Below are 12,989 nucleotides of genomic sequence, written 5' to 3'. Positions count from 1 at the left end.
CGCGACCGAACATAGTCACAATCGGTTCACGTCGTTGCGCCGGTGCCCACGGCCCTATCGGATGCATTAACCCGCACGCCCTACCGTGCACGGCGTTGGTGGATGGGCTTATTTCATGTTGCGATTCATTGGCGCCGCGGGTGCGGCATTCTTGGCTGCGTTCGCTGGTGTGAGTTGGGCGGTCAGGGGGTTTCCGCTTCCGGATGGACCGTGGCGGGGCATGATGCAGACAGCTTCGATTGAAGCCGCATCAAATCTCGCTGCGCCGACGCCCGGGACCGTGGCGGTCGTGGCTCCCCTCTCCCCGACGGTCGACAGGACCTTCGGCGGCCCAGAATCGAAGGAGTTCGAGCGCAAGGCGTGGCTCGCGCAGCACACCTCGCAGAGCGACAAGAATCCCAAGCTGGACGTTTTGCGCATGGACGCGTTGCAGGCCGCGACGGCCTACAAGCTGTCGCCCTGCGACACAACCATGAAGCAGAACCTGGTCGACGCACTGACGGCCTACACGCGGGCCTATGTTGCCAAGCTGGACTGCAAGCGGCAGTTCTGGGGCGCGAAAATCTGCACCGACAAATCGCTTCGGGAGGCGGCCGACAGCGTCGGCACGCCGCTCGATCAGCGCGTGAAGGAGGCGTTGTTCGAAGCCTTCGAGGAGAAGGGCATCACCAAGGCGGACTTTCCGGCTGATGTGCGCGAGGAGGTCCCGCACTTCGCCGGACCCGCTTTCTGGTCCGACGAGTCGGCGGTGTGCCGGACGAGGCAGGCGCAACGGGACCGGCGATAGCAAACGGGCGCTGCCATGAACCGGCTGATCTTCATCATTGCGGCCATCGTCGTCTGGCAGGTCGGCGGACGGCTGTTCCTGACAGACGCGCCGACCGCGGCGGCGTTTCCGCCCGTCACCGGCGCGGAGTTTCAGGACCACGAGAAATACACCGAGGACGCCCGGCGCTCGCAGCGCGAAGACGCGCTGAAGTCGCTCGACCTCGCCTGGAGCGACCGCTGCGGCGCCAAGCGCGACAACTTCATCAGCGGTCTCAACCACTACTACTATCATCGGCAGAACCAGAACGAGCGCTACCCCGAGACCTATGGTCCGGCCGGCGCCGCCTATATCGCCGGCGTATGGACGACCGCCGAGGATCGAAGGATCGAACGGCTCACGCAGGAAGCCTACGCCGCCGGCTACATCAAGCCATCCGATTTCGACGGCATGGCGAGCCAGATGGTCACCACGGTCGTCCGCGGTGAACAGGTCAGGGGACGCGGCTGCGCCGGCTGAGGGTTGCGCGCGACGCGGACCGCTTGCCCTTCGGCAGGGCCGCGGCGACCAGCGTCCGTGCCGCCGCGCCCGCGGTTTCCATGTAGCTGGCGTCACGATGCAGCAGCACGACGGCGAACGCGCCGTCGAGCAGCAGCAGCATCTGGCGGGCGAGCCCGCCCGCTTCGGCAATTCCCTGCTCTGCGAAGATCGCCTGCAGCCAGGCCTCGAACTTCTTCTTGTGGGCGGCGCCGATCCTGATGGCGGGATGGCCGGGCAGATTGGCGAGCTCCGCGGTGGTGCGCAGGAAGCCGCAGCCGCGCCATTTCGGATGCCGCGCGGCGCGCGCGAGCTGGTTGAAGATCCCGGCGATCTTGTCGGGCAGCGCACCGTCCGTCTCGTCGAACCAGCGCTTGAACAGCGCCAGGTTCGGCTGGTCGCGCGCGGCGAGATAGGCCGCGACGAGATCGTCCTTGCTGCGGAAATGATAGTACAGCGTCTTCTTGGTGACCCCGGCCTTCTCCGCCACCGCATCGACGCTGACGGCGCGGATGCCCTCGGCATAGAACAGCCGGCTCGCGGCGGCGACGATGCGGGCGGGCGTGGGATCGGAGGAACGGGGCATGGCGGCGTCCAATGTATACTGACCAGTGAATATACCTCGGCGGCCGCGGCGCCTAGTCTCCGCCTGCTTCAACCGCCAGCCTGCGAGACACCATGACCGACCTCATCCTGCTCGACATCTCCGACCGCATCACCGTGATCACGCTGAACCGGCCGCAGCGGCTGAACGCGCTCAGCTACGCGCTGATCGATCGATTGATGGCCGCGCTCGACCGCATCGAGACCGATGCCGGCGTCAGGGCCGTGATCCTCACCGGCGCCGGGCAACGCGCCTTCTCAGCCGGCGCCGACATCGACGAATTCACCGCGAGCGTCCGCCAGGGGCGTGCCGCGGCGCTGCGCGACTTCGTCCGGCGCGGCCAGGCGATGACGGCGCGGCTTGAGGCGTTCCGCAAACCGGTCATCGCCGCCGTCAACGGGCTCGCCTTCGGCGGCGGCTGCGAGATCACCGAGGCGGTGCATCTGGCGGTGGCGAGCGAGCGCGCCAGCTTCGCCAAGCCCGAGATCAGGCTCGGCATGCCGCCGACCTTCGGCGGCACGCAGCGGCTGCCGCGGCTGGTCGGCCGTAAGCGCGGGCTCGAGCTGCTGCTGACCGGCGATTCTGTCCCGGCGCAGCGCGCGCTGGAGATCGGGCTCGTCAACGCCGTCGTGCCGCATGACGAGCTGTTGCCGGCGGCGCGCGCGCTGGCGCAACGCATCATCCGCCATGGGCCGGACACGGTCGGGAGCATCATCACCGCCGCGACGCGCGGGCTCAACATGACGATTGGCGAAGGGCTGCAGGTCGAGAGCGAGCAGTTCGCGAGCCTGGTCGGCAGCCGCGATCTCGCCGACGGGCTGGCGGCCTGGCGCGAGCGCCGGCCGCCGCGGGTCCCCAGCTAGACCGGATGGCCGGGCGACTTGCGCGCCAGCCCGTCGAACGCATCGAGCAGCCGCTCGCGCCAGGCATGGACGCTGTCGCTCTCCTCGAGCAGCCGGAACGGGCTCACCACGCGCGCCCACTGGAAGCCGCCGAACACGATGTAGTCGGCATAATCGGGCGCATCGCCGCCGATGAAGGCCTGCGTCTTCAAGGTCTGGCGCAGCGGCTCCAGCGACCTGCGGAAGCCGATGACGGCCTGGTCGCGCGCGGCCATGACCTCTTCGAGGCTCTTGCCGAACCGCGCCTCGCGCGACTTGCGGAAGTAGTCGGCATCCGCGGCGGCGAGGTTCTTCGGGATGTCGGCGATGATCAGCGGGAAGATGCCGCCGACGATGGCGATGTCGCCCCAGGCATTCATGAAGCGCGCGATCGCGCGGCCGCCGGCGCCGCCGAACAGCGACGGCCGGTCCGGATAGGTGTCCTCGAGGTAGTTGGCGATCGCCCAGGAATCGGCCACCGCGCGGTCGCCGTCGAGCATGACCGGCACCTTCTCCGAGCCATGCGGGGCGATCGCGCTCTTCTCGGTGAAGCGCCACGGAATCGTATCGGCGCTCAGCCCCTTGTGCGCCAGCGCCATCCGCGTGCGCCAGCAGAACGGGCTGAACGGGCGGCCCGCATCGGTCCCGACGAGTTCATACAGCTTCACGGCCATTCCCGGTCCTTCCTCCATCTCCGGCCCGTTCTAGCGCACCACGCGGCCGTTGTCGCGCAGCAGCCGCGCGCCGGCGTCGGTGACGACGATGAAGAGGCCTGCGCCCGCGATCGCCTCGCGCGTGACATAGCCGAGATCGGCGGCATCTTCCCACACCGTCAGCCGCGGGCAGCTCGTCCGCCATGTCGCCACCACCTCGGCATGGCTGCGCGGCGCGCGCGCGATCCACTCGACGAAGTCCAGCACCAGGGGGTCTGCCGATCCGGCCATTCTCGCCTCACTCCGCCGCCGAGCTCTGCGCGGCCAGCAGCAGCCAGCCGCCGTAGAGGATGTAATAGCTTGCCACCGCCGTGATGATGCGGTTGGCCCAGGTGCGGAACTGCTGCTCGCTCATCGCCTCCAGGAGCCGCCGCGCCAGGCTGGTGCCGAGCATCGACGCTCCGATGGCGACGAGCGCGAGCATCGGATCGAGGCCCGCGGCCTGGTCGATGATGCCGCCGAAATAGATCAGCTTGGTGAGATGGCTCGCGACCTGGCACGTCGCCTTGGTGGCGACGATCGACCTGCGATCGAACCGCGCACCGAGAAAGAACGTGTCGAGCAGCGGCCCGGACACGCCGGTCATCAGCATCAGCCCCATGCAGATCGTGCCGTAGATCGCGCCCTGCCAGACACTGTCCGGATCGGGCTTCAGGCTCGGCGGCATCAGCCGCGCCATGAACGGCGTGATGCCAAGCAGCAGCAGCGCCATCGGCGTGTCCGGCACGTAGCGGATCAGCGACCACAGGCCGAGCGCCAGCGCGCAGCCGACGAGATACACCGCGACCGGCCGCCAGCGGATGTGCCGGCGCCACAGCACCGCGCGCCAGCCGTTCGACGCCATCTGCGTCGCCGCGTGCAGCACCATCGCCGCCGGCAGCGGCATGATCGCCAGCAGCACGCCGATCAGGATCAGCCCGCCCGCCATGCCGAACAGGCCCGACAGGAACGCCGTCGCCACCATCAGCAATCCGAGCGCTGCAATCAGGGCGGGTGTCATGGCTGAGCTCCTCGCCATGCAATTTGTCGCACTGGCGATATCGGCACAAACCGAGTTATCTTGCCCTCCATCAGTTTTCCTGAGGGCGCGATGAGACGGCTGCTGTTCCTCAACGGCATCAAGGCGTTCGAGGCGGCGGCGCGCACCGGCAGCTTCGCCGCGGCAGGCAGCGAGCTCAACGTCTCCGCGGCTGCGATCAGCCGCATGGTCAACCTGCTCGAGCAGCGGCTCGGCGTGGTGCTGTTCGAGCGCAAGGCCAATCGGCTGGCGCTGACCGCCGCCGGCCGCGCCTATCAGAGCGGGCTGACGCCGATCTTCGACGCGCTGTCGAGCCTGACCGCGCAGATCATGGCGCCGTCGTCGATGCGGGTGCTGACGCTCGGCGTCGGGCCGACCTTCGCGATGAAATGGCTGATCCCGCGGCTCGCCGATTTCAGCACCGAGCAGCCGGACATCGAGGTGCGCATCACCACCGGCGGAGCGGCGGTGCCGTTCGGCGACGATTGGAGCTGCGGCATCAAGCTCGGCGACGGCGCCTGGCCGGGCCTCGTCGCCGAGCCGCTGTTCGCCGCCGATCTCGTGCCGGTGTGCACGCCGCGGCTCGCCGCGACCTTGAAGAAGCCGGCGGATCTCAAGGGACCGAGCCTGCTGCGGGTGTCGCACGCCGCCGAGGACTGGGCGCTGTGGCTGAAGGCCGCGGGCATCACGCGCGTCAGCGCGCGCGGCACCGAGTTCCAGTACTATGGACATGCGCTGCAGGCCGCAATCGACGGTCTCGGCGTCGCCATGGGCATCCGGCCCTATATCGACGACGATCTCGCCGCGGGACGCCTGGTTGCACCGTTCGCACTGACCGTCCCGAAAGGCGAGCGCTGGTATCTTGTCTACCGACATTTCCAGGCCGGCCAACGTGATTTCGCCGCGTTCCGGCGTTGGATCATGCGCGCGGCGTCACAGCCCGCGACCCGGAATTCTCAACGCAGGGACGCGATCAAAAAAGACGCGGACGTGTGAACCTGTTCACAAATGATCGGACCAATTCATGCTGTCGTTGCCGTTCGGGACATCCAGGACTGCGCAATGACGTATTTGTACGAGGACTTCGCCATCGAGCCGTTCGAAGCAGGACGCGGCTTGTGGCACGCGCGGATCCGCCGCGCGGACATGACCCCGGTGGTGATCAATGGCGTTTCGTTCCCCTCGCTCGAAGTCGGCTTCGCCTGGTCCGATGCGGACATGGCGATTGCCGACGCGAAAAGCCATATCGACCGCTTTCGCAAGCGGTGGGGCTGACACCTGCAAACCGATTCGGCGCACTTTGAGGCACGCGACGGAGGATATCGACCGAACCCCGGGAAAAGACGGATAGCGCGACGTGGAACAATCTCCGAGAGTGAAGTCCCCGAGAGTCCACCCGCGCGGCCAGACGGTTCCAAGCCAACATTCCAAACGCCAATTCGAAATGCCGAGTGTATTCGTAATGCGGACTGCAATTCATGGCTGAGCCTGCCGTCAAACACCTCGCTTTTTCGGTGCGTACGCGATGCCCGGACTGCGATGCAGAGCTGAGCGTCCTGAGCGTCATCAACGGCCGCGGCGGTTCCGAGTACTGGGCCCTGCAATGCGTCGCCTGCCACGGCGTGCATCTCGACATCGTCGAGCAGCCGACCCGGCATTGACCGTCGGCACGGCGTCGCGGGAACGCCATCGCGCTCATTGAACGCGCGTGGTCGTCCGCGCGCATGCGCATCGCGGCGTCCTGCTGCCACCATGCTGTCAGCAGGGCTGGAGGGGGCGCCCGATCACTCTTTCAAGTCGGCCTCATCCGTCCCATATTCGGGCGATGGCGAAGACCCCCGACACCCCCAAGAAGCCCGGCCGAACTCCGAAATCGAAAGCGCACCGGCCCGACGTGCAGCCGATCGGGCCCGCGCTCGCCGAGCTGCTCAATCCCGCCATCAACCGCGGCGAGAGCGGCATCGGTTCCTCAACGGGACTGCAGCCTCCGCCGGATAATTCCTGGGACCGCCGCAGCGGCGGCGAAGCCGCCGCGCACCGCGCGCGGGCGTCGACGAAGGGCAGGAGCGCCGAGGTCGCGACGGGCGACGCCTCGGCGCGACCCATGCCGCTGCGGCCGAATCCGCAGCCGGCGGGGGGGCGGTCGTCCGTCCGTGACACGTCACGAGCTTCAGCCCAGCAGGACGCTGCGCTCCCTCCCCCCTTGTGGGGGAGGGCTGGGGAGGGGGGTGCCCCAAGCAACACTACCCGTGAGTCCACCCCCGCCTCCTCCCCGCAAGGGGGAGAGGAGGAGAGCGTGGCAGCGCGACCTGCGCCGCCTCCCGCGCTGGCTGACGACTCAGACACAGCTCGTGCCGGAGTGCCCCCCTCCCCACCCCTCCCCCACAAGGGGGGAGGGAGCGCCGCAGCGCAAGCGGACGCGCCCTTTGACAACGCTGGCGAGTCAGGCCTCGCCGAAGCGCCGCAAGCCAATTACGGCACCGCCGCCACCATCCCGACGCTCGATCCCGAGCTGGCGCGGCAGCTCGGCCTGCCCACGGCCGAGGACGACGAGGAAGCGCTCGCCCGTCCGCCGCGCAGCAAGATGGAGGCGCTCGGCGTCAAGGCCACGGCGGAAGCGCTGGAGTCGCTGATCCGCGAGGGCCGTCCCGAGTTCCGCAAGGACGACGGGTCGCTCAAGATATGGACGCCGCATCGTCCGCCGCGCCCGGAGAAGTCGGAAGGCGGCGTCCGCTTCGAGATCAAGTCCGCCTACGAGCCCAAGGGCGACCAGCCGCAGGCGATCAAGGAGCTGGTCGAGGGCATCCAGCGCAACGACCGCACCCAGGTGCTGCTCGGCGTCACCGGCTCCGGCAAGACCTACACCATGGCCAAGGTGATCGAGGCGACGCAGCGCCCGGCCATCATCCTGGCGCCGAACAAGACGCTGGCCGCGCAGCTCTATGGCGAGTTCAAGAGCTTCTTCCCCGACAACGCCGTCGAGTACTTCGTCTCCTATTACGACTACTACCAGCCCGAGGCCTACGTCCCACGCACCGACACCTATATCGAGAAGGATTCCTCGATCAACGAGCAGATCGACCGCATGCGCCACTCGGCGACGCGGGCGCTCTTGGAGCGCGACGACGTCATCATCGTCGCCTCGGTGTCCTGCATCTACGGTATCGGCTCGGTCGAGACCTACACCGCGATGACCTTCGCGCTGAAGAAGGGCGAGCGCATCGACCAGCGCCAGCTCATCGCCGACCTCGTCGCCCTGCAATACAAGCGCACCCAGCACGACTTCACCCGCGGCACCTTCCGTGTGCGGGGCGACGTCATCGACATCTTCCCGGCGCACTATGAGGACCGCGCCTGGCGCGTGAATTTGTTCGGCGACACCGTCGAGAATATCGAGGAGTTCGATCCGCTCACCGGCCACAAGCAGGACGAGCTGGAGTTCATCAAGGTCTACGCCAATTCGCACTATGTGACGCCGCGCCCGACTTTGGTGCAGGCGATGAAGTCGATCAAATCAGAGCTGAAGATCCGGCTCGACCAGTTGCATGCGCAGGGGCGCCTGCTCGAGGCGCAGCGGCTGGAGCAGCGCACCACCTTCGACCTGGAGATGATGGAGGCGACCGGCAGTTGCGCCGGCATCGAGAACTACTCGCGCTACCTCACCGGCCGCCTGCCCGGCGAGCCGCCGCCGACTTTGTTCGAATACGTCCCCGACAATGCGCTGGTGTTCGCCGACGAAAGCCATGTGACCGTGCCGCAGATCGGCGGCATGTTCCGCGGCGACTTCCGCCGCAAGGCGACGCTCGCCGAATACGGCTTCCGCCTGCCGTCCTGCATGGACAACCGCCCGCTGCGCTTCGAGGAGTGGGACATGATGCGGCCGCAGACGGTCGCGGTGTCGGCGACCCCCGGCGGCTGGGAGCTGAACGAGGCCGGCGGCGTGTTCGTCGAGCAGGTCATCCGCCCCACGGGCCTGATCGATCCTCCCGTCAACATCCGCCCCGCCCGTACCCAGGTCGACGATCTCCTCGGCGAGGTCCGCGCCACCGCGCAGGCCGGCTATCGCTCGCTGATCACGGTGCTGACCAAGCGCATGGCCGAGGACCTCACCGAATATCTGCACGAGCAGGGCATCCGCGTCCGCTATATGCATTCGGACATCGACACGATCGAGCGCATCGAGATCATCCGGGATCTCCGCCTCGGCGCCTTCGATGCGCTGGTCGGCATCAACCTGCTGCGCGAGGGTCTCGACATTCCCGAATGCGCGCTGGTCGCCATCCTCGACGCCGACAAGGAAGGTTTTCTGCGCAGCGAGACCTCGCTGATCCAGACCATCGGCCGCGCCGCGCGCAACGTCGACGGCAAGGTGATCCTCTACGCCGACCAGATGACCGGCTCGATGGAGCGCGCCATCGCCGAGACCAACCGCCGCCGCGAGAAGCAGGTCGAGTACAACACCATCAACGGCATCACGCCGGAGAGCGTCAAGAAGTCGATCGGCGACATCCTCAACTCGGTGTACGAGCGCGACCACGTGCTGATCGAGACCGGCGGCGGCACCACCACCGACGACGTCATCTCCATCGGGCACAATTTCGAGGCCGTCCTGGCCGACCTCGAAACCCGCATGCGCGAAGCCGCCGCCGATCTCAACTTCGAGGAAGCCGCTCGCCTCCGCGACGAGGTCAAACGCCTCCGCGCCACCGAGCTCGCCGTCGTCGACGACCCCACCGCCAAGCAGCGCACCGTCCAAGGCAAGGCCGGCGCCTACGCCGGCACCAAGAAATACGGCGACGCCGCCAATTTGCCGACGGCGGCCTTGAAGGGCCGGGGTGGCTCCAGCCGCAGTTCATCAAGCCGCGCCGGCGGTCCCTCCGTTCCCTCCCCCCTCGTGGGGGAGGGTCAGGGAGGGGGGCCCGCGAGTCGCGGCGGTCGTGGCGGCGCAAAGTCTCGCGACCACGATCCACTGCTGCCCTCGGTCGACGAGATCACCGGCGGCGCCTCACGCAGCACCAGCTCCAAAGTCCACAAGCCCCATCTCGACGAGATGCACGGCCCGGAATCCCTGCCCTACCGCCCCAACGCCAAGCTGCCGGCAAAGCCGTTCGGCAGCAGCAGCAAGATCATCCAGCCGACCAACTCCCGCGAGTCCGGCCCCGAATTCGGCCCGGCCCCACGCTCGACCGGCGGCGCGCCGGGGAAGCGGGGCGGGTGGAAGAAGCGGTAGTCAGCGACAGTTTTTCAACCAAATAGCGATAACACGAGAGCGCGTATTAATCGGCTCTCGGAGGGAACGTGGCTGGCGGAGATCATGGGTCTCTAACGAAAGAACCACCGCTTTCAAAGGTTGACGCCACACTCATGGCGATCAGACCGGGAATGCAGTACACGACACTGCTTGCTTACGCACGAGCACATACACACAGGGACGCGCCCGGCTTAGCGCGTCGACGCTATCTGCTTATAAATCCCGACGGATCGATAGCATATGATCATTTCTTGTCCCTCGTCGGAGCCTATGGACTCAACAACCCTCTTGTTCGGAAGGTCATGTATTTTGCCTGGGCTTACCGGGATGATCGGATCAGAATGTTTATTTGCGACAAGATCGCCGATAAACGCGGTGTCTGGAATGTTGAACGCCTGATCGACAAGAAGAATGCAAAGTTCTTTGAACGATGGGTTCGGCCGAGCACAGCGACGAAGGCAAGGTCAAATCTGGAGTTCTTTCTGGTCGAGACCAAGATCTTCGACCCAAGATCCAAGAAAATCCATCTGGAGCTTGACGACGGATGGTTGCAGCACGGAGCAATAGTCGCCGCCCAACATGAGCGTAATGCAGCGACGCGCGAAGAGCTGCTGGCCAATCCAATTGCATTTCTACAGCGTCGGGGGTGGGCGGGCCTTCTAAATGGAAACGTGTCTAAGAGTCCGCCAACTTTGACGACCGACGCAGTCCCACTTGAAGATGCGGCCATCGGCATTCGAGAAGACAGCGTTCAGACTTCCTTCGATTGGGATCGAAAACCTCCAACTTCGTCGGGAAAGAGCTTAGCTGCGGCACAAATAGATCTGATCGCCCGCGAGCGCGCGAGCCTTTCGCATTTTAAACTTGAAGAACTGTTGGCCAAAATCGCAAAGAGAAAGGGTCTCGAACCCAAGTACAATCAAAACATCGACCTCTTCTTCAAGCGAGGCAATAGATGCATTCTGGTAGAGATCAAGAGCTGCATGGACAGCAACTTTCATAGTCAGCTTAGGAAAGCCGTCGGTCAGCTCCTCGAATATCAGTTCGTGTATCGCAAGCTGCTGGGTCCAAGCATCACAAAACTTATCCTTATGGAAACCGCCCCTCCAAAGGAAAAAATTTGGCTGCTGGAGTACGCGCGCTCGCTCGGAATTCTGGTGGCATGGGCCGACTATGCTACAAAAGAAATTGTGACAATATGCACCCCGCCAACCTGCCTCGCAGGCTTTGTTCGTCGGATCTCCGTTTGACGCGAGACCTACTCCGCTAAGGTGATGTCCGCCTGCGAATGATTAGCGTACGTCTTCCACGTGGGCTTATAGTCCTCGGCCTGATTGCCCCAAGTTGACCATCCCTTGTGCGGACCGCGCCCAAACAGCTCAATAAACGGCCCCGGCGAGCAGGCTTCAATAATCTCGTATTGCTCGTCCGGCTTGCGCGAATGCTCGCGCTTGCGGGTCTCAATCATGTTGACCTGACGACGACCTGGCGCGAGCGTCCGCGCGTTCTTGCCACGCACGCCGAAAAGGATCAGCTCGGTCACGTTGCGGAAGTAGAAGCCGACGCCACGACCATCGGACCCGCCATCCTTCCGGATTTTGTGCCAGACGATGTTGGACTTGTATGTGAAGCCCCACGCCTTCATCACCGCAAGACCATCCGGCAGCATTGCGTTGGGACACCAGAGATAGAGATGCGATGTTGGCGCAGCGATCTCCGGCAAAGGCAAGGCGCAGATTTCATCGAGCTTCATCGTGCCGTAGCGTGCGAGACGCTTGTGCTCCGGTGCGACCTTGCCAGTCTTATTCGTAAACTGCCATGGCGGGTCGGCCAGGATCGTCCCGAAGCGCCGGCCACGAGCAAAGCGCAAAAGATCTTCTCCGGCCGAGAGCATCGCCGACTCCACCACATTAGGTATCTTGAACGATATACGGGGTAAGCTTGACGCAAGATATCATGTTCATGATACGTTCTCAAGATGTTTAGTGGATAAATATGGAGCCGATTCATTTTCCGGGCCCAAGCAATGTTCGAACGTCTTCGAGAACGCCGCTTCGAGATTGATTTCAGGTCACACGCGGAGGCCATTCTGCAGATCGACTTTCCAGAGGTGGCGGAGCAACTGGAAAGCGTACTCGCGATGTCTACGATTCCCATCGAGGAGATCATCGGATCAGGCGGCGGCGAGACCAAGGGCACTCAACGGCTTCGACGCTCGCTCATGGCGGAGGGCTGGTTGAAGCACAACTTCGTGGTGCAGCGGATTATCGATGGAAGGCCGCGAGAGTCTCAGTCGCACGAAATCGATCACGTAAAGTCGTTTGATGCCGGCACTATCGCGCTGGAAATCGAATGGAACAATAAGGATCCGTTTTTTGACCGCGACCTTGAGAACTTCAAGCGGCTGCACGCCGATGGCGGCATTTCTATTGGCATCATCGTAACTCGCGGCGCCACGCTCCAAAATGCACTTCACGAACTCGTCAAGCGTTTCGCGGACGAGCAGCGTATCAATTCTCACGATGATATGAAGCGAATCGGCCTGAACCCGACCAGCCGCCAAATCCGCGACGTCATGAAGCGCGTTCAGAGAAATCAAAATCCAATTCCCTTTCGCGAGGCCTGGAGCGACCAATTCGTCTCCGACAAGTTCGGAATGGCGACGACCCATTGGAGCAAGCTCCAGGATCGCGTACAACGTGGCGTTGGAAACCCTTGCCCGTTGGTGCTTATCGGACTTCCGTCGTCTATCGTCACTTTCGGTGAAGACCATGCGGAAGTGCAACAACTCATCGAAGAGGGCGAAGGCTTTATGGATTCCGAGCCCGCGCCGTATCGGCGCCCCCCGGAATGATGAGCGGGAGGCGCGGTTGCCCGCCTCTCAATAGGCCTGCCCTTCGGTGCCCCATCATAGTGAAAGCGCTTGCCGCTTTCGGCGACGCCGTCGAGGAACGCCCCCACCTCGCGGTTCAGGAACTCCACATCCGCCAGAAACACCCCCGACGCCGACGCATGGCCGGTGACGCTGCCGGGCGAGATCGTTTTCATCGTCACGTCGGAATGTTCTTTCCCATCTCGATCGGCCGTGTCGCGAGCCAGACCACAGGGCATGGCACCGATTTCTTGGTGATGATCATGCAACATTGAGCGGCGTCGCCCATGGCTTGCGGGGGGACGATGACGGAGCGGTCCAGCAATCGACTTCCGAAAAAAATAAAC

The 12,989-nt window shown here is 64.6% G+C and carries 15 protein-coding genes; 10 read left to right on the top strand and 5 right to left on the bottom strand.

The features are described 5' to 3' along the window. The first annotated feature begins 85 nt into the window (after positions 1–85). Together QW845_RS20210 and QW845_RS20205 are read left to right on the top strand one after the other, a co-directional pair. Positions 86–787, top strand: a complete 702-nt coding sequence (locus tag QW845_RS20210) for a hypothetical protein (protein WP_315803299.1) — start codon at positions 86–88, stop codon at positions 785–787. A gap of 15 nt (positions 788–802) precedes the next feature. Continuing rightward, positions 803–1,285: a hypothetical protein gene (locus QW845_RS20205; RefSeq protein WP_315803298.1), complete on the top strand. Its 483-nt coding sequence runs from the start codon at positions 803–805 to the stop codon at positions 1,283–1,285. Here QW845_RS20205 and QW845_RS20200 read toward each other — a convergent pair. Further along, on the bottom strand, positions 1,260–1,889 hold the full coding sequence (locus QW845_RS20200) for a helix-turn-helix domain-containing protein (protein ID WP_315803297.1): 630 nt from the start codon (positions 1,887–1,889) through the stop codon (positions 1,260–1,262). The genes QW845_RS20205 and QW845_RS20200 overlap by 26 nt on opposite strands. A 92-nt stretch (positions 1,890–1,981) precedes the next feature. Between QW845_RS20200 and QW845_RS20195 the strand changes: the two genes are divergently transcribed. After that, positions 1,982–2,770, top strand: a complete 789-nt coding sequence (locus QW845_RS20195; protein WP_315803296.1) for a crotonase/enoyl-CoA hydratase family protein — start codon at positions 1,982–1,984, stop codon at positions 2,768–2,770. Here the strand turns inward: QW845_RS20195 and QW845_RS20190 are convergent. From QW845_RS20190 to QW845_RS20180, 3 genes are read right to left on the bottom strand one after another with little or no spacing between them, the layout of a single operon-like run. Continuing rightward, on the bottom strand, positions 2,767–3,462 hold the full coding sequence (locus QW845_RS20190) for a glutathione S-transferase family protein (RefSeq protein WP_315803295.1): 696 nt from the start codon (positions 3,460–3,462) through the stop codon (positions 2,767–2,769). The two genes, QW845_RS20195 and QW845_RS20190, sit on opposite strands and share 4 nt — an antisense overlap. A 30-nt stretch (positions 3,463–3,492) precedes the next feature. Beyond that, positions 3,493–3,732, bottom strand: coding sequence for a hypothetical protein (locus tag QW845_RS20185; protein ID WP_315803294.1), 240 nt, complete (start codon positions 3,730–3,732; stop codon positions 3,493–3,495). 7 nt (positions 3,733–3,739) lie between these two features. Next, a complete protein-coding gene (locus QW845_RS20180) occupies positions 3,740–4,501 on the bottom strand; it encodes a sulfite exporter TauE/SafE family protein (RefSeq protein ID WP_315803293.1) in 762 nt (253 codons plus the stop codon). A gap of 90 nt (positions 4,502–4,591) precedes the next feature. Here QW845_RS20180 and QW845_RS20175 point away from each other — a divergent pair, with 90 nt between their 5' ends. The 5 genes from QW845_RS20175 to QW845_RS20155 all read left to right on the top strand — a co-directional run bounded on the left by QW845_RS20175 (position 4,592) and on the right by QW845_RS20155 (position 11,020). Continuing rightward, entirely contained in the window at positions 4,592–5,515 is a 924-nt protein-coding gene (locus tag QW845_RS20175; RefSeq protein ID WP_315803292.1) for a LysR substrate-binding domain-containing protein, read from the top strand. Between the two features lie 66 nt (positions 5,516–5,581). After that, entirely contained in the window at positions 5,582–5,794 is a 213-nt protein-coding gene (locus QW845_RS20170; RefSeq protein ID WP_315803493.1) for a hypothetical protein, read from the top strand. A gap of 203 nt (positions 5,795–5,997) precedes the next feature. Continuing rightward, on the top strand, positions 5,998–6,180 hold the full coding sequence (locus QW845_RS20165; protein WP_315714095.1) for a hypothetical protein: 183 nt from the start codon (positions 5,998–6,000) through the stop codon (positions 6,178–6,180). 164 nt (positions 6,181–6,344) lie between these two features. Next, a complete protein-coding gene (uvrB, locus tag QW845_RS20160; RefSeq protein ID WP_315803291.1) occupies positions 6,345–9,749 on the top strand; it encodes an excinuclease ABC subunit UvrB in 3,405 nt (1,134 codons plus the stop codon). A 272-nt stretch (positions 9,750–10,021) separates the two neighbouring features. After that, positions 10,022–11,020 carry a hypothetical protein gene (locus QW845_RS20155; protein ID WP_315803290.1) on the top strand — a complete coding sequence of 333 codons (999 nt, stop codon included), beginning with the start codon at positions 10,022–10,024 and terminating at the stop codon, positions 11,018–11,020. Positions 11,021–11,028: 8 nt separating this feature from the next. Here QW845_RS20155 and QW845_RS20150 read toward each other — a convergent pair whose 3' ends face one another. Next, a complete protein-coding gene (locus tag QW845_RS20150; RefSeq protein ID WP_315803289.1) occupies positions 11,029–11,664 on the bottom strand; it encodes an MT-A70 family methyltransferase in 636 nt (211 codons plus the stop codon). Between the two features lie 132 nt (positions 11,665–11,796). On the opposite strand from QW845_RS20150, the gene QW845_RS20145 reads away from it, so the two are divergent. Then, entirely contained in the window at positions 11,797–12,624 is an 828-nt protein-coding gene (locus QW845_RS20145; RefSeq protein ID WP_315803288.1) for a BglII/BstYI family type II restriction endonuclease, read from the top strand. A 59-nt stretch (positions 12,625–12,683) separates the two neighbouring features. Beyond that, the gene (locus QW845_RS20140; RefSeq protein WP_315803287.1) at positions 12,684–12,917 is read left to right on the top strand and encodes a hypothetical protein; all 234 of its coding nucleotides are present in this window, start codon (positions 12,684–12,686) and stop codon (positions 12,915–12,917) included. The last annotated feature ends 72 nt before the right edge of the window (positions 12,918–12,989 follow it).

The organism is Bradyrhizobium sp. SZCCHNS3002, assembly GCF_032377435.1.
Classification (GTDB): Bacteria; Pseudomonadota; Alphaproteobacteria; order Rhizobiales; family Xanthobacteraceae; genus Bradyrhizobium.
Note: the sequence above shows the minus strand (reverse complement) of the source record. Positions and strands in the feature narration are given on the sequence as shown.